The 16,249-nt window shown below is 63.1% G+C and carries 14 protein-coding genes, 2 tRNA genes and 1 pseudogene; 6 read left to right on the top strand and 11 right to left on the bottom strand.

Annotated elements, in window-relative coordinates; all coding sequences use genetic code 11:
- Window positions 1–129: 129 nt before the first annotated feature.
- The 3 genes from ACFQH2_RS16945 to ACFQH2_RS16935 all read left to right on the top strand — a co-directional run bounded on the left by ACFQH2_RS16945 (window position 130) and on the right by ACFQH2_RS16935 (window position 2,644).
- Window positions 130–471 carry an EamA family transporter gene (locus ACFQH2_RS16945; RefSeq protein WP_377076308.1) on the top strand — a complete coding sequence of 114 codons (342 nt, stop codon included), beginning with the start codon at window positions 130–132 and terminating at the stop codon, window positions 469–471.
- 432 nt (window positions 472–903) lie between these two features.
- Window positions 904–1,578 (top strand): HAD family hydrolase, encoded by a 675-nt coding sequence (locus ACFQH2_RS16940; RefSeq protein ID WP_377076949.1) that lies wholly within the window; start codon window positions 904–906, stop codon window positions 1,576–1,578.
- A gap of 103 nt (window positions 1,579–1,681) precedes the next feature.
- Window positions 1,682–2,644, top strand: a complete 963-nt coding sequence (locus ACFQH2_RS16935; RefSeq protein ID WP_377076306.1) for a metallophosphoesterase family protein — start codon at window positions 1,682–1,684, stop codon at window positions 2,642–2,644.
- Between the two features lie 49 nt (window positions 2,645–2,693).
- On the opposite strand, the gene ACFQH2_RS16930 is transcribed toward ACFQH2_RS16935, so the two are convergent.
- The 8 genes and pseudogenes from ACFQH2_RS16930 to ACFQH2_RS16895 form a co-directional block, all read right to left on the bottom strand.
- On the bottom strand, window positions 2,694–3,119 hold the full coding sequence (locus tag ACFQH2_RS16930; RefSeq protein ID WP_377055658.1) for a NusA-like transcription termination signal-binding factor: 426 nt from the start codon (window positions 3,117–3,119) through the stop codon (window positions 2,694–2,696).
- A complete protein-coding gene (rpoA2, locus tag ACFQH2_RS16925; RefSeq protein WP_377055656.1) occupies window positions 3,119–4,315 on the bottom strand; it encodes a DNA-directed RNA polymerase subunit A'' in 1,197 nt (398 codons plus the stop codon). The genes ACFQH2_RS16930 and rpoA2 overlap by 1 nt, the downstream gene beginning before the upstream one ends.
- Window positions 4,308–7,268 (bottom strand): DNA-directed RNA polymerase subunit A', encoded by a 2,961-nt coding sequence (locus tag ACFQH2_RS16920; protein ID WP_377055654.1) that lies wholly within the window; start codon window positions 7,266–7,268, stop codon window positions 4,308–4,310. Before ACFQH2_RS16920 ends, rpoA2 begins: the two co-directional genes overlap by 8 nt.
- A gap of 1 nt (window position 7,269) precedes the next feature.
- A complete protein-coding gene (gene rpoB, locus ACFQH2_RS16915) occupies window positions 7,270–9,102 on the bottom strand; it encodes a DNA-directed RNA polymerase subunit B (protein ID WP_377055651.1) in 1,833 nt (610 codons plus the stop codon).
- A gap of 1 nt (window position 9,103) precedes the next feature.
- Window positions 9,104–9,241, bottom strand: a complete 138-nt coding sequence (locus ACFQH2_RS16910) for a hypothetical protein (protein WP_377076948.1) — start codon at window positions 9,239–9,241, stop codon at window positions 9,104–9,106.
- 92 nt (window positions 9,242–9,333) lie between these two features.
- Window positions 9,334–9,381 (bottom strand): annotated as a pseudogene (locus ACFQH2_RS16905) (hypothetical protein); the annotation flags it as partial.
- A gap of 227 nt (window positions 9,382–9,608) precedes the next feature.
- Window positions 9,609–10,670: a DNA-directed RNA polymerase subunit B'' gene (locus ACFQH2_RS16900; protein WP_377076947.1), complete on the bottom strand. Its 1,062-nt coding sequence runs from the start codon at window positions 10,668–10,670 to the stop codon at window positions 9,609–9,611.
- The gene (locus ACFQH2_RS16895) at window positions 10,670–10,897 is read right to left on the bottom strand and encodes a DNA-directed RNA polymerase subunit H (RefSeq protein WP_377055646.1); all 228 of its coding nucleotides are present in this window, start codon (window positions 10,895–10,897) and stop codon (window positions 10,670–10,672) included. Before ACFQH2_RS16895 ends, ACFQH2_RS16900 begins: the two co-directional genes overlap by 1 nt.
- A 295-nt stretch (window positions 10,898–11,192) precedes the next feature.
- Here ACFQH2_RS16895 and ACFQH2_RS16890 point away from each other — a divergent pair.
- Window positions 11,193–11,265: transfer RNA gene (locus ACFQH2_RS16890), tRNA-Asp, on the top strand.
- A gap of 528 nt (window positions 11,266–11,793) precedes the next feature.
- On the opposite strand, the gene ACFQH2_RS16885 is transcribed toward ACFQH2_RS16890, so the two are convergent.
- Both ACFQH2_RS16885 and ACFQH2_RS16880 read right to left on the bottom strand, forming a co-directional pair.
- Window positions 11,794–12,405, bottom strand: a complete 612-nt coding sequence (locus tag ACFQH2_RS16885) for a VOC family protein (RefSeq protein WP_377055644.1) — start codon at window positions 12,403–12,405, stop codon at window positions 11,794–11,796.
- A 57-nt stretch (window positions 12,406–12,462) separates the two neighbouring features.
- A complete protein-coding gene (locus ACFQH2_RS16880) occupies window positions 12,463–12,855 on the bottom strand; it encodes a PPOX class F420-dependent oxidoreductase (RefSeq protein ID WP_377055642.1) in 393 nt (130 codons plus the stop codon).
- Window positions 12,856–12,984: 129 nt separating this feature from the next.
- On the opposite strand from ACFQH2_RS16880, the gene ACFQH2_RS16875 reads away from it, so the two are divergent.
- Window positions 12,985–13,057 (top strand) — tRNA-Asp (locus tag ACFQH2_RS16875).
- Window positions 13,058–13,604: 547 nt separating this feature from the next.
- Here the strand turns inward: ACFQH2_RS16875 and gpmI are convergent.
- Window positions 13,605–15,119 carry a 2,3-bisphosphoglycerate-independent phosphoglycerate mutase gene (gene gpmI, locus ACFQH2_RS16870; protein ID WP_377055640.1) on the bottom strand — a complete coding sequence of 505 codons (1,515 nt, stop codon included), beginning with the start codon at window positions 15,117–15,119 and terminating at the stop codon, window positions 13,605–13,607.
- A 137-nt stretch (window positions 15,120–15,256) separates the two neighbouring features.
- Between gpmI and ACFQH2_RS16865 the strand changes: the two genes are divergently transcribed.
- The gene (locus ACFQH2_RS16865; RefSeq protein WP_377055638.1) at window positions 15,257–16,132 is read left to right on the top strand and encodes a universal stress protein; all 876 of its coding nucleotides are present in this window, start codon (window positions 15,257–15,259) and stop codon (window positions 16,130–16,132) included.
- The last annotated feature ends 117 nt before the right edge of the window (window positions 16,133–16,249 follow it).

Below are 16,249 nucleotides of genomic sequence, written 5' to 3'. Positions count from 1 at the left end.
CTACGTAGCGAACTATCGCAGCGGCTCGCTGTTTGCGCCGGTTCGACGACTCGTCCACAGCAAGGCGGCTCTGCTGCGCTCGCGAGCGCGGCCGCGTTCGGCGTCGTCGACATCGGAAAGCGCGTCAGTATGCAGGAACTCGGTATTCCGCCCGAAGGGTTCGTCCTCACCATGCTCGTGCTGGTCCCCCTGTTGCTCTCGCCGGCGGCCGTCGGTAACCGCCACGCAGTCGACTGGTGGGGAGACCGCCGGAAACTGGCTGTCGCCGGTCTGGTCCTCGTCGTCGGACAACACGTCGTTGCGATGGCGTTCGAGACGCTGCCGGCAAGTGTCGTTTCGCCGGTCGTAAACACGCAGGCCGTCGTTGCGGTGGTCCTCGGGAGTCTCCTGCTGGGTGAATCACGGGTCCGGGTCAGGCTGACTGCGGCGGGACTCGCCGTCTTCGGTATCCTGCTCATCTCGCTCGGGTGAGGTCGCCCCGAAGCTTCTTTATCAGAACTCGTGCAGATACGAGCGGCTTGCCTCCCCGCAGCGGCAACGAACCACCCATCTCGAACTATAGCCGTACGTTCCAGTCTGGTGACCGCGATAGAGACTCGTACATCTACCCCATACGATATATAAAAATTATTAAGTTTCATGAGGTAGTGACCTCTCTACCGTCATGATGGCCTCGAACCCATCGGAACGGCCGATACGCACGGTTTGTCGACGATCCTTTCTCGCTGGAACCGGTGGGCCCCTGACCAGTGGCGGGCCGGCCGGATGCCGAGGTCAGGGCGAACAGAGCCCAACACAGAGCGATGGGGGCCGGGCCGGCGACGCCGTGTATCACTCGGACCACGCCGATACCCGGTCGAACCACGAGGAGCGCCAACAGCCGATTGCGAGCGCTGATTCGTGATGTCGGACAGTACCGGACCCACCGAGTATGACGCGTTGTTGCTGGACATGGACGGCGTGCTGGTCGAACCCACGCCCGGACCCGTTCTCGACAGTGCCGTTTCTGCGACGTTCGAGGCGTTCGACGTCGATGACCCGGATCCCGAGGCGTACGAGGTCCTTCGCTCGCTGTCTGCCGCCACGCCGCAGACGGTCGACCGAGTCGGTCGCACCTACGACGTCGATACCGAGACCCTCTGGCGAATGCGTGAACGGATCGCCGCCGACCGGCAGATAGCAACCCTCGATGAGGGCGGAAAACGGGTGTACGACGACGTCGTGACGTTGCGTTCGGTCGAGGTTGCGGTCGGTGTCGTCAGCAATAATCAGCAACGAACCGTCGACGCAATCGTTAGCCGGAACGGTCTCGATAGCCAGTTCGACGCCTGGTCGGGGCTCGACCCGACGGTTGAGGGGCTCCGTCGCGCGAAGCCAGCACCCTGTTACATCGAAGCGATGCTCGACGAACTCGACGCCGAGACAGCGTTGTTCGTCGGAGATAGCCTTTCAGACATCCACGCGGCACAGTTGGCGGGAATCGATAGCGCCCTTCTGTGCCGAAACGGGGATTCCCCGAAACCGCTGAAATCGAACCGACCTACGACCTCACATCGCTGTCTGAACTTGCCGAACTGATGCACCCGGAGTCAGCACTGACGACTCCGCTCGTATCGAAGCCGAACTCGAGCGGTCGACACGCGCCGGGACACGCCGCTCTGGCGGTGCGAGCGAGGCACTGTTGACCCTCGCCCGCCTCGACCGCCCGACATCCGAGAAGCGAACCCGGTTTGCCGTCGTCGCCGACCCGCACGTCTCTCCTGATGCTGCGGGAACGCCAAAGCTCTACCACCAGGGTGTCGGCCGACTCCGACGCGCCTTCGCCGACGCCGAAACCCGCGACATCGACGCGGTGCTCTCGGTCGGCGACCTGACGAAAGACGGTGCACCCGACGAATACACCCAGTTCGACGAGTGTCTCGACGACCTGAGCGTCCCCTTCTTTTCAGTTCCCGGAAACCACGACGCGCCCAAAGCGTCGACTGACGTCTACCAGCACGGCGACGAACACGAGACCCCGCCGATCGATCGGTTCGTCGCACAGTATACGACCGGAGAGCTACCGTTTCATCTCCGACTTGGTGACATCGACCTGCTCGGCCTGAACTCGGCTTCGACGCCGGATGGCGAGCTATCGACATCACACGACGGAACGGTCTCTCCCGAGCAGCTAAAGTGGCTCGACGACAGGCTCGCGGAACTGGACTCCGCGGTGGTCCTCATGCATCACAACACGCCCCAGATGTACGAACAGCTCCGTTCGTACGCTGAGGCCGCCCATCCCGAGATGGGGATGCCGCCGACGATGCGCGAGCCCGACCGACTCGTCGAGACGCTCCAGCAACACGACGTGCCGCTGGTGCTCAGCGGCCATCTACACATTCCCGGGGTAGCCGAGACGGGGACGGTTCGTGAACTGACGGTCCCGGCTACCTGCAGCTACCCTCAGGGGTACGTGCTGGTCGACATCGGGCCGAACGGAACGGTGATCGAATACGTCCCGGTCGCGGCAGCCGACGAGATGGCCGAAGCACACGCCGAGCGTCGGACTGCCGGGGATACCTCCCAGGGGCTGGCAGCGTTTTCGGCGATACAGCTCGCCTCAGCGCCGCTACTCGACGATTGGGCACAGTCTTCGGAGTGACCGCCAGCTAACGCTTCGATCAGCTACGTCGAGACGAAAAACAGTGCCGCTACGTCAACTGCACGTCTTCGATATCGAAATGTCGCTCGGCCAGCAGGCGGGCGGCGTCAATGTTCGATCCGCCCTCCCCGATGGCGACGCCGGTGTCTTCCTCTGCGACTTCGGCATACGCGACCAGTCCGTCGTTTTCGCTGATCGTTACGTTGTACACCGCGGCGGGAGCGAGCGCGTTCGCGACGAACTCCTCGGCGGTCGGCGCGTCCTCGACCAGTTTGACGTCCTTGCCGATCCGCTCTTCCGCCTTTCTGACGTTCTCCCCGCCGGGGCCGATTGCCTGGGCCATGTCGCCGGTGGCGACGAGAATCAGGAGTCGGTCCTCCTCCTCGTCGACCACACAATCGCGGGCTTCGGCACCTGTCGCGTCCTCGAAGGCGACCAGATACTGCCGCGCCGCGTCCGACAGGGTGACCGTCATCAGTCGGAACTCGTCTCGACGTCCGGGCTAAACGAACCCATCCGGAGGTCGACGTCGCCGGTGCCGAGTTTGATCGGCTTCCCGACGATGACGTTCTCCGTGACGCCGTCGAGGTCGTCGACCTCGCCATGGATCGCGGCGTCGAGCAGGTGGTTCACCGTCACCTCGAACGCCGCGCGAGCGAGCACGCTGTCCTTGTTGCCGGAGATGCCGTGTCGGCCGATCGACTCGACCGTCCCGGGGTTCGTCATCATGTCGGCGACCAGCATCAGATGCCGGACGTTCACGTCGTCCAGACCCTGCTCTTCGAGCGTGTCCATCGTCTCGTTGATGATGGCCTCGCGAGTGGCCTCGATGCCGAGGTTCCGATTCACTTCGTGGATGTTGTTGGTCGTCACGCGAGAGGAATCGACGCCCTCGATGGCGAGTGCGTCGCCGAAGGCCGATCCCTCGGTGTAGAGGACGAACTCCTCGCCGTCCTCGGTTTCCTCCTTCCGGATGACGACCCGGGAGATCTCCTCGATCCCCTTGAACGTGATCTCGCGAAGCTCCTCGACGAGCTGGAGCAGGTCACGATAGCTGGGCTCTTTCGGGCCGAACTGGATGACCGATCCGTCCTGGATCGTCTCGACGCCGAGGTTCGCCTCGATCGTATCGGCGATGCCTTCGGGCTCGATCATTCGCTCTTCGAGCGTGTCCTCGTTGAGGTCGATCCGCACGCGCATGTCCGCGACGTTCGTCGAGACGTCACCGAGCGCGAGGATCTTCGTCGCTTCGAGGTTCCAGACGACCTCGTGGGCTTTCTCGCGGTCCTCCGCGTACTCGTCCTCGAGGTGGACCGTCATCGTCGGCGTATCGGGCTCTTTCCGCGCGTCGACGAGTTCGATCAGTCGCGGCAGTCCCTGCGTCACGTCGATCTCCGCGACACCCGCGTAGTGGAACGTGTTCATGGTCATCTGCGTTCCGGGCTCCCCGATCGACTGGGCGCTGACGGTCCCGACGGGGTCGAGCGGATCGATCCGCGTGTCGAGATATCGGTTCTCGACGACGGTGACGATGTCGTTTGCCTCTTCGATGCTCAGGTCGCGCTCTTCGAGCGTCTCGTAGACCTTGTTCTTGAGTCGGCGGGGCAGGTCGGTGTCCTCGACGATCGCCTCCTCGTCGTTGCTGATGTCGAACTCCAGTCGCTCAGTCATCGTCCACCTCCGTGGCTGCCGGTTCAGGCTCACTCTCCGGCTCCGTCATCGGCGGCTGGATGCGCCGCGCGTCGGAGTGTTCCGAGAGGTTCGTCGGCGGTTCCTCGCGGCCCATGAACTGTTCTTTCTCGGTGTCGTCGGCGAACTCCGCCTCGACGATCTGGTCGGCGATATCCTCGACATCGATCTCGTTATCCGCGTGTGAGGAGACCTTCACCGGACTGGTGCCGTCCTCGCCGAACTCGAACTGGACGATGGTGTCCGAGGTGTCCCGGACAGTGCCGTCGTACTGCGTTTCGAGTTCGGAGAGAGCGTTGATCAGCCGGCGCTGGAGGTAGCCGGACTTGGACGTCCGGACTGCCGTGTCGACCAGGCCCTCACGGCCACCCATCGCGTGGAAGAAGAACTCCCGCGGGTCCAGGCCTTCCGTGTACGAGTGCTCGACGAAGCCGTGTGCGTCCGCCGAGAGGTCGTTTGGCTTGTAGTGAGAGAGCGTCCGGTCCTCGTAGCCGCGGTTGATCCGCTCGCCACGAACTGCCTGCTGGCCGACACAGCCGGCCATCTGGGTCAGGTTCAGCATCGACCCACGCGCACCGGACTCGGCCATGATGACGGCCGGATTGTCGTCGTCGAAGTGCTCTTCGGCGATGTCTCCGGCGTTGTCACGCGCCTTGCCCAGCGTCTGCATGATCTTCATCTCGAGGGTCTCGTGGACCGTTCGACCGGGCAGGGATTCGAGTTCGCCCGCCTCGTAGGTCTCGATCAGCTCTTCGACGCGGTCGTAGGCGTCGTCAATCGTCTCGCTGATCCGCTCGCGCGCGTCGTAGGAGACCGTCTCGTCGTCGATCGCAATCGAGAACCCGAAGTGCATGATCGAGCGCATCGCGAGCGCGGCGATCTCGTTGATCAGCTGTCGGGCTCGTGTCTCGCCGTGGACCTTCGTGACGGTGTCGACGATTTCGCCGCCGAACGCGCCGACGCCGTCCTCGTCGATCGTTCCCTTGACGAGTTGGCCGTTCTCGATGAGCACGTCGTCGCCCGCCGAGGACATGAACTCGAGGTTGAGGTCATCGGGCAGCAGTTCGGAGAACAGCTGTCGACCCGTCCAGTACGGTTTGCCGTCCTCGACGCCGTCCTCGGGCGGCAGTTCGTCGACGTGTGTCGCACGAAGCAGGTCCAGTGCCTGCGTCTCGTTGAAGTGTGGGTTATCGTTCGTCAGCAGGTACGTTCCGGAGATGTGGTCCTGAATCGCGCCGATGATGTTCTCACCGAAGCGCGGGCTGAGGATCTGTTCCTGAACCCGCATCAGGACGCGTGCCTCCGCACGGGCCTCCTCGTTCTGGAGGGCGTGCATGTTCATCTCGTCGCCGTCAAAGTCAGCGTTGTACGGCGGACAGACAACGGTGTTCAGTCGGAACGTCTTGTACGGCATCACGACGACTTCGTGCGCCATGATGGACATCCGGTGTAGCGACGGCTGTCGGTTGAAGATGATGATGTCGCCGTCGACCAGGTGACGGTTGACCTCCCAACCGGACTCGACCTTCTCGGCGAGTTCCTCGCAGTTCTTCTCGGTCACCTTCAGTCGGCGACCGTCAGGTCGCTTGACGTAGTTCGCACCGGGGTGGCCTTCGGGCCCGTTCGAGACGTACTGTCGGGCCTGCCGGAGGTTGCGCTCGGTGACGTTCATCGTCTGGGTCATCTCCTTTGCGACGTGGTCCGGGACGCCGACTTCGTTGAGGCTGAGCGTCGGGTCCGGCGAGATGACGGTTCGGGCCGAGAAGTTCACGCGCTTCCCGGAGAGGCTGCCTCGGAAGCGACCCTCCTTCCCTTTGAGTCGCTGTGAAAGCGTCTTCAGCGGGCGACCGGAGCGGTGTCGCGCCGGCGGCGTCCCGCTGATCTCGTTGTCCATGAACGTGGTGACGTGGTACTGGAGCAGTTCCCAGAGGTCCTCGATAATCAACTGCGGTGCACCCGCCTCACGGTTCTCCATGAACCGCTGGTTGATGCGGATGATGTCGACCAGTTTGTGGGTCAGGTCGTCCTCGCTACGCTGACCGTTGTCCAGGGTAATCGAGGGGCGTGCGGTCACCGGCGGCACTGGCAGCACAGTGAGAATCATCCATTCCGGGCGCGAGCGCTCGGAGTTGATTCCCAGTACCTCGATGTCCTCGTCCGGGATAGCCTCGAACCAGTCCCGGATGTCGCTGGGCATTAGCTTGTTCATGTCCTCCTCGGTCAGGTCGAGGTCGAGTGCTTTCTCGATGGCTTTCCGGTCGTCTTCGCGCGGCCGGAACTCGCCGCCGAGAATGTCGTTGACTCGGGAGAGGTCGATGCCGGTCTTGTCGGCCAGATCCTGGGGCGGCATCGGATCGCGGTCCTCTTCTTCGTCTCCCTGCATTGCCGCGGAGATCAGCTGTGGGTACTCGCTGGTGAGCACCTGCTGGACCTCGTAGTAGGTCGTCGGTTTCTCGTGGTTGATGTCGTACTGCTGCTCGCCACAGTGGGGGCAGACATCCTTCTTGCGAGCCTGGCGGATCCCGGCCTTGGTGACGTCGTTGACGTCGTTGCTCAGCTTCTTCGTGGTCTCCAGTTCGTCGTGGAACTCCTCTTTCTCGTCCTCGGTCAGCAGTAGCTTCGAGCAGTCACGACAGGTCCCACGCAGTAGACGTCGGATGAGCTTCGTGAAGCCGACGTGGATGACCGGGGCGGCGAGTTCGATGTGACCGAAGTGACCCGGGCACGAGCCCGAATGCTGGCCACAGCTCGGACATTCGAGTCCGGGGTCGATTACGCCGAGTCGCGGGTCCATCAGCCCCATGTCGATGGGGAACCCGTCGTCGTCGTAGGTGTCCGCCGTGATGACCTTCGTGACGGACATATCGCGGTACGTCTCCGGATCCATGAGCCCGAACTCGATGCCGCCGAGCTCTTTTGGTGTTTCTACGTTCATGTTAGACTGCATCCTCCAGTTTGAGTCGGGGCCGGATGCCAAGCGCCATCATCTCGTCGAGCAGCAGTTTGAACGCATAGCTGATCTCGATCTTGTGAATGTCGCTTTCGTCCCCGGTAAGCTGGTCGTATACGCGGTTCTGGTTGACGTCGTTGACGGCGACCATCCCCGTCTCGGCGGAGATGTACACCTCTTCGCGGTCGGACTCGTCGAGGAGTCGTTCCTTGAGCGTCATTGCCGCGCCGTGACCGATGAAGACGTCCCGTTCCATCTCTCCGATACGGAGTCCGCCTTCGCGGGCACGTCCCTCGGTTGGCTGCCGAGTCAGGACCTGCACCGGCCCGCGCGAGCGGGCGTGCAGTTTGTTCGACACCATGTGGTAGAGTTTCTGGTAGAAGATGGTGCCGACGAAGATCTCGGCCTCGATCTTCTCACCGGAGATGCCGGAGTACATGGTCTCTTTGCCAGAGGACTGGAAGCCGTGTTCTTCGAGCATCCCGCGGAGTTCGCTCTCGTCCTCGCCGGTAAACGGCGTCCCGTCGACACGGCGGCCCTCCATCGAACCGACCTTGCCGCCGATCATCTCCAGGATGTGCCCGACCGTCATCCGCGACGGCAGTGCGTGCGGATTGACGAGCAGGTCCGGGACGACGCCCTCCTCGGTGAACGGCATGTCCTCCTGGGGCGCGAGATGGCCGACGACACCTTTCTGACCGTGTCGGCTCGCGAACTTGTCGCCGAGTTCGGGAATCCGCTCGTCCCGAACCGAGACCTTCGAGAGTTTGGACCCGTCCTCGCCCTCCATCAGCGTGACAGTGTCGACGACACCATCCTCGCCCGAGCGCATGGTGACGCTGGTTTCGCGGCGTTTCTGCGGGCTGAGACCGCCCATGTCGTCCGGCTCTTCGAGGAATCGCGGTGGACTCGTCTTGCCGAGCAGCACGGAGTTCTCGTCGACGCGCGTCTCGGGGTTGACGAGGCCGTCCTCGTCCAGATGCGTGTAGGCGTCCTCGCCACGTGCGCCGCGGACGTCATCGTCGGGAATCTCGAAGCGGTCCTCCTGACCGCCGGGATAGCGCCGTTCTTCGCCCTCGTAGGTTCGGAAGAAGTGCGAGCGGGCGAGTGCGCGGTCGACCGATCCCTGATTCATCACCAGTGCGTCCTCGATGTTGAACCCTTCATACGACATGACGGCGACGACGAAGTTCTGTGCCGCCGGTCGGTCGTCGTAGCCGATCTGCTCGGTGGTCTGGGTCTTGACCATCGATAGCTGCGGGTAGTGCAGGAGGTGCTGGCGCGTGTCCGGTCGGATCCGGTAGTTCGCGGAGGGGAGACCGAGCGACTGCTTGATCATCCCTGCGCCCATCGTAATTCGCGGGCTGGCGTTGTGCTCGGGGTAGGGGATCATCCCTGCACCGATCCCGAAGATCAGTTGCGGGTCGATCTCCATGTGGGTGTGATCCTCGGTCACATCGTCCTCGTCGACGGCGACGTAGATGTCCTCTTCCTCCTCGGCGTCGATGAACTCGACGTAGCCCATCTCGACGAGATCCTCGAACTCGAGTTCGCCCTCTTCGAGGGCCTCTATCTCCTCGTCGGAGACGAGCGTGTCGCCGTCGGTGACGACGAGCAGCGGGCGACGGGCACGGCCCGCGTCCGCGTTGACGATCACTTCCCGGGTTCGCTGGTCGACCGAGACGTTGACCATCTCGCTGACCTCGCCGCGGCGGCGGGCCTCTCGGATCTGATCCGCGAGCCGTTCGGGCTCGGGATGTGTTCCGACCAGACTTCCGTTGACGTACACCTTCGCTTCGCGTTCTTGTTGTTGGCTCATATCAGTCACTCTCCACTCGTCTGTCGACGCCCTCGATGCCGGGGATCCCCTCGACACCCATAGAGGCGAGTTCTCGTTTCAGTTCCTTTTCGTCCTCGACGTCCTGTGAGAGTTCCATCGCTTGCGCGAAGTTCTTCACCAGCCCACAGTTCGGTCCCTCGGGGGTCTCGGAGGGACAGATACGGCCCACTGCGTGGCGTGCAGGTCCCGCGCCTCGAAGTGTGGCTGACTGCGCGAGAGCGGCGAGCGCAGTCGGCGGAGGTGAGAGAGCACGCCCATGAAGTCGGTCCGATCGACCAACTGTGAGACGCCGGAGCGGCCTCCGACCCAGTTCCCGGTCGCAATCGGGTGTTCGAGCCGCTCGGTCAGCACGTCAGAGCGGACGACCGTGTTCACGGAGAGCTGACGATTCCGCATGTTGGCGCGTTCGAGCTGGTATTTGACGTCCCGTGCGAGCTTGTTCAGCGCGGTCCGGAACAGGTCTTTCATCAGGTCGCCGCTGACCTTCAGACGCTTGTTGGCGTAGTGGTCCTTGTCGTCGGATTCGCGGCGGCCAAGCGCAGCTCGAAGCAGGCCTCCGCCATCCGGCAGAGGTAATAGGCCTTGTTGATACGGACGTCCTCCTCCTCGACGCCCTCCTCGTGGAGGTGCGGAAGCAGGTAGCGGTCGATAACGTAGTTGGCGCGTTTGAGCTGGTAGTTCTTGCCCTGGCCGGAGGCGACGCGCTCGCCCAGCGTCTCGATTGCCCCTTCGGTCGTCTGGACGTCGGCGGCCTCCAGGTTTTCGAGCATGAACTTCACGATCTCCGGGTCGTCGGAGACGCGGTGGACGATCTCCTCGTCGGATTCGAGTCCGAGCGCGCGAACGAGCGTGACGAAGTTGACGCTCCCCGACACGGACGGGAACGAGACTTCGAGCAGGCCGTCACGGGTACGCTCGGTGAGCACGAGAGCGCGGTAGCCACGGCGCTGGCTGAACGTTTTGGCGACCTGGATCTCGTCGCCGTACTTGGTGTCGTACTCGGCGAGGATCTTGTTCGGCGCGAGGTCCTCGCTCGTCATCAGTACGCGCTCGGAGCCGTTGACGATGAAGTAGCCACCGGGGTCGGCGGGGTCCTCGCCGATCTCGATCAGTTCCTCGTCGCTGAAGCCGGCGATGTTACACTTCTCGGAGCCGACCATGACGGGCATCCGACCGACTTTCGTCTCGGTGCTGTCGACGACGCGCTCTTCGCCCTCTTCCGGATCGCCTTTCACGATCTCCATCTCCATGAAGACCGGCGCGGAGTAGGTGATGTTGCGCAGGCGCGCTTCCTGCGGGTAGAGCAGTTCTTCGCTACCGTCGGCCTCGCGAACCCGCGGCGTCACGACGCGGACGTCGCCGAGTTCGACGTGGACAGGCTCTTCGCCCTCCTTGTCACCGATGTCGGTGTCGATCGTCTCCTTCTCGTCGACGACCTGCTGCATCCCTCGATTGAGGAAGGAGTTGAACGAACGGTAGTGGTGTTCTGCGAGTCGTTCCTTTCCAAAATACTCCCGCGAGATCGTACGTCTATCTTCCTGATTCATTATTCAACCACCATTCGATAGGTGACGGCTCGATCGGTCGTCCGCGAGTCCCGAACGATCTTGATTACGTCGCCGACCTCCGCGTCATCGGGCAGTGCCGGGTCCGCCCGTTTGATTTTCGGCAGGTCTGTGCGTCCGATGTCGTACTCCTCGAGCAGTTCGTCGAGAACGTCTTCCTCGACGACTGAGTGCTCGGGGACGAGTTCGTGTTGGCTTACGTCTACCATGTGTTGTGGGTCTGATCGGAGAGAGAAACTGCTATCACGAGATACTACAGGCCCGTAAAGACGCAGGGCTATTAAGGCTTACCAAGTACGTTGGGATTTACAGCTATCGGGCCCCAGAAGGAGCGGGCAAACTCGGGTCAACGCACACGGATCTGTCGACTGTCAGTATCTGTCGCTACAAGAGCGATGTTTATAGGGTTTGTGGCGTCGTGGCACGGCTGTCTCCCGGTGCCATACGCTCTTTATTTGGAAAGCCTTAAGAACGAGACTGGGCAACGATAGGATGCGTTCGAAAGCCCGGGTGGTGTAGTGGCCTATCATATGACCCTGTCACGGTCGTGACGCGGGTTCAAATCCCGCCTCGGGCGCTTTCTGCTGACGCAAATTGGCGAGCGCAGCGAGCCACTGCGTCAGCGAAACGCCGATAGAAGGGATTTGAAGCAGGGAACAGCTTTGCTGTGACCGGGGTTCAAATCCCGGAGCGGCATTGCCGCTCCGACCTTCGCGAACGCCCTGCGTTCGCTCAGTCCCGCCTCGGGCGTACTTTTGCGGCGGTTTCACGAACCCGTGAGTGACACCTCGTGGCGTCGGCGGCGCCACGGCGAACAACATCGACGAGCACCGCGCAGCGTGTGCTCGTCACTCCGTGAGCCGTAAATACCCTCTAAGGGATTTGAACTACGCAAACCGAACGGACGGAGGTTTGCCTCGGGTTCAAACCTCAGTTCTGCATTTCCTGCGCTATCTGTCACTGGCACAACACTCATGAGACTCCCCAATGACGAATCGAGTATGGCCGAGCGCCAGCAGGACGAGGAGTCGGAGGACGATGAGGGCGGAAAGTACGACTCGTACGTCGACCGTGCGCTCGATCTGTTGGAACTGATCGACCCGTTCTAGAGGCCGGTGCCGCTGTCGGCGTCCGGCAGTTCGTACGTCTCGCTCTCGATACCCAGTTCTTCCAGCGCGGCTTCGAGGTGACGTTCCTCGGCGTACTCCGCGCCGTCTTCGACGCGCAGACGCTGGGCGGTCGCAAGCACCTCTCCGCGGCGCTCGTCGGGCACGTCGAACTTGTCGGTCGCGAGTTCGATGGTGAGGCCGTTGTGATCGCGGGTGTACAGCGAGTGGAAGATGCCCCGGTCGAACTCGTTGTAGCCGTGGCCGGCGTCGTCGAGCGCCTCGCGTGTTGCGACGAACTGCTCGGGGTCGACCGAGAAGGAGAGATGGTGGACGGAGCCGACGCTGTGGCGCTGGGGCCGGGGATCCGAGTCGCGCTCGTCGGTGACGAAGAACGTGAGAATGCGGCCGTCGCCGGTGTCGAAGAAGAGGTGCGTCTGGTTGGGGTCGTCGAGGTTGGGCTGGCGAAGCACCAGCGGCATGCCGAGCAGGTCGCGATAGAACTCGACGGTGTCCGCTTCGTTGCTACCGATGACGGAGATGTGGTCGGTGCCGGCTAGCTGAATCGGGCTGTCGGGCCGTTCTGCGGTGACGTCGGGTGTCTCGGTCATACCTGTTCTAGGGATCACGAAGGAAAATACCTGCCTGTGAGTGCCGTCTTGGACTGCTCAAAACACATGATTCGGGCTGATCTTCAGCAGCACGCGTTCGGTGACGATCTCGTTCGATTCGGTGTACTCCTGACCAGTGTAGCGCTCTGAGAGTTCGTCGATATGCTCGCGTGCATCCTCGGTCGTGTGTTCGACGACTTCGCCATACACCGAGACGCGCCGGTAGGGATTGTCGGGATCGGTCATACTAACGCCCACCTTCGGGTCCTCCCGGACGTTCCGCTCCTTCCGGCGGTCGCGCTCGGTGTTGACCAGCAGTAGCTCCTCCTCGACGTCGTAGTCGATCCAGACCGGTGTGACGTGGGGGAAGCCGTTGGGGAGCTTCGTCGCGATGTGTGCGATTGTCGATCGCTCGAATAGGTCGTGGTACTCTGATGGAATCGCGGCCATACCGGTGCTTGTACCGCTTGGAACTTGTGTGTTATACCCGGGCATGGATCGGCCGCGGGAGAACGGTTCGCAGGGCGGCTCCAATGCGAGGGGCTTAAGTTAGTCCCCGGGAAAGCGTAGGTGTAGTCAGCCCGGGTGGTGTAGTGGCCTATCATATGACCCTGTCACGGTCGTGACGCGGGTTCAAATCCCGCCTCGGGCGCTTTCTGCGAACCAATATCCACGAGCGACCGCGTTGCGTGTCGCTCGGACGTCTGTGAGCAGAACGCCGTACTGCGGAATTTGAACGACGGAACGAGCGAACATCGTGAGCGAAGTTCCGGCAGTTCACAATCCCGCCTCGGGCGTACTTTTGCGGCGGTTTCACGAACCCGTGAGTGACACCTCGTGGCGTCGGCGGCGCCACGGCGAACAACATCGACGAGCACCGCGCAGCGTGTGCTCGTCACTCCGTGAGCCGTAAATACCCTCTATGGGATTTGAACTACGCAAGACGAGCGGAGCGAGTCTTGCACGGGTTCAAATTCCGGAGCGGCAATGCCGCTCCGACCTTCGCGAACGCCCTGCGTTCGCTCAGTCTCGACTGTCGCTGTCAGTCGGCGTGTACTTCGCTTTGCTCAGTACACTCCCGCCTCGGGCGCACCCTCTGCGGCGGTTTTTACGACTCTCGAAGCAACCCGCTCGCCGACTGAGACGCTGAAAAACCCGGGAAAAGCCGCCCTGATAGCTACTGCAAGAAGTGCTCGACCTTACTCCAGCAGGTTCTCGCCGGTCATGACTTCGGGCTGGTCGATATCCATCAGGTCGAGCATCGTGGGCGCGAGGTCACAGAGCGAACCGCCCTCGCGGATCGTCTTCCCGTCGTCGTCGCCGTCGGGGCTGATGTAGAGGAAGGGGACGAGGTTGTAGGTGTGGGCGGTGTGTGGGTCGTCTTCGGTGCCCATGTCGTCGGCGTTGCCATGGTCGGCGGTGACGAGGACGTTGGCGTCGTACTCCTCCAGCGCGTCGGCGAGCCGGCCGAGCTGTTCGTCGACCGCTTCGACGGCCTCGGTGGCGGCCTCGAAGTCGCCCGTGTGGCCAACCATGTCGGCGTTGGCGTAGTTGAGCACCATCGCGTCCGGGTCGTCGCTCCCGAGGACGTCGATGGCGGTGTCGGTCACCTCGGGCGCGCTCATCTCCGGCTGGAGGTCGTAGGTCGGCACGTCCGGGCTCTCGACGATCTCCCGGATCTCGCCCTCGAACTCGACCTCGCGGCCGCCGTTGAGGAAGTAGGTGACGTGGGCGTACTTCTCCGATTCGGCGAGTCGTAACTGCGTTTTGCCGGTGTTCGCGAGCACCTCGCCGAGGACGTCCTCTGGCTGGTCCGGCGGGAAGGCAACGGGGACGTCGAACGTCTTGTCGTACTGGGTCATCGTCGTGACCGTGATATCCGGTGGCGATGTCTCGAACTCCCACTCGGGGCGGATGTCCGCGAGCATCCGGGTAAGCTGTCGGGCACGATCCGAGCGGAAATTGAAGAAGACGACGCTATCGCCGTCGTCGAGCGCTTCGCCGCCCTCGATCGTGGTCGGTTCGACGAACTCGTCGGTGGTGTCGCGGTCGTAGGACTGCCTGACGGCCTCGACGGCGGACTCGGCGGTGTGGTCGCCCTCGCGGTTGACGATTGCGTCGTAGGCGCGGCGGGTGCGCTCCCAGTTCTGGTCCCGATCCATCGCGTAGTAGCGGCCGGTGACGGTGGCGATTTCGCCGGTGCCGTGGCGTTCGACGGCGGCTTCGAGGTCTTCGAGGTAGCCCTCGCCGCCGTGGGGTGCGGTGTCGCGGCCGTCCATGAAGGCGTGCGTGGTCGCTTCGACGCCGTGTTCGGCGGCCATCTCGATCAGCGCGTGGAGATGTTCCTGCGAGGAGTGGACCCCGCCGTCGCTGACCAGTCCCATGAAGTGGACCCGCCCGTCGTTTGCCTCGGCGTGGTCGAAGGCAGTCTGGATCGCGTCGTTACTCTGGAACGAACTGTCGTTGATGGCGTCGTTGATCCGGGTGTACTCCTGGTAGACGACGCGGCCCGCACCGATGTTGAGGTGACCGACCTCGCTGTTGCCCATCTGTCCATCCGGGAGTCCGACGCGGCGTCCAGCGACCTCCAGCGTGCCGTACGCGCCTGTATCAGCCAGCCGCTCGAAATTTGGTGTGTCGGCGGCCTTTACTGCGTCGCGGCGGTCGTGTTCGCCGATACCCCAGCCGTCGAGGATGACCAGTGCAGCATCCATGGCTCAACAGAGACGCTTATCCTGTAACTACTCTTCGTTTGCCGGCGCGGAGTTCGGTGCCCTCGACAGGATGCCGGAGGTGTGCTGGACACCCCAGTTGACAGTCCATCCGCTCGTATCTACTCGTAGTGACGGATATGTACGACACGATTCTCGTGCCGACTGACGGAAGCGAGGTAGCGGAGGCGGCAGTCGACGGCGCGGTTGCCCTCGCCGAACGTCACGACGCCGCACTGCACGTTATTCACGTCATAGAACTCGGCGAGTTCCCCACCGAGGTCGCCTCCGAGGCGGCCGAAGAACTCTCTCAGGACGCCGATCAGTTGCTGGCGTCGGTCGTCAGCGCGGGGGATCAGGTCGGGGTGACGCCGACCACGGAGGCCGTCGAAACGGATCGGTCGGTCCACCAGGAAATCGTCGAGTACGCCGAGAACCACGACGCCGATCTGATCGTCATGGGGACCCGCGGCCGCAGGGGGATCGACCAGCGATTGCTCGGGAGCACCACTGAACGGACGCTCCGCGCGTCGCCTGTCCCGGTCCTGACCATGCACGAGGGAGCGGTCCTCGACCCCGACTTCGAGACGATCCTCGTACCGACTGACGGAAGCGATGTCGCGAACGCCGCCGCCGACCACGCGATCAGCCTCGCCGAGCGTCACGACGCCGCACTGCACGTCGTTCACGTCGTCGACGTCGCCGCGACCTCACCACTGGGCGAGAGCGCCGCCGTCCTCGCAGGACTGGAGGACGCCGGGAAAAAGGCCGTCGACGACGTCATCGACCGGGCGAACGGGGCGGAGGTCCGCTCCGTCCAGGCGTCGGTGCTCAGCGGGTCGCCCGCCCGAAGCATTCTGGACTACACCGACGATCACGATATTGACCTGGTCGTGATGGGCACGCACGGCCGGTCCGGTCTCGAACGGTACCTGATCGGGAGCGTCACCGAGACGGTCACCCGTCTGGCCGACGTTCCGGTGCTCTCCATGCCGGATCGGACGGACGGGGAGTGATCGGCCGGAGCATCCGCCGCCCTGTCGACAGTCTGCGGAGCGCAGTGCCGGTTCGACAGGACGAGGGCGCGGTGCCCGTTCGGAACGGGGTCCACTACGGTCGCCTATCCATCCCTC

The organism is Natronoarchaeum sp. GCM10025703 (assembly GCF_042661985.1).
GTDB lineage: Archaea > Halobacteriota > Halobacteria > Halobacteriales > Natronoarchaeaceae > Natranaeroarchaeum.
The sequence above is the reverse complement of the archived record's forward strand: the minus strand, read 5'-3'. Positions and strand labels throughout refer to the sequence as shown.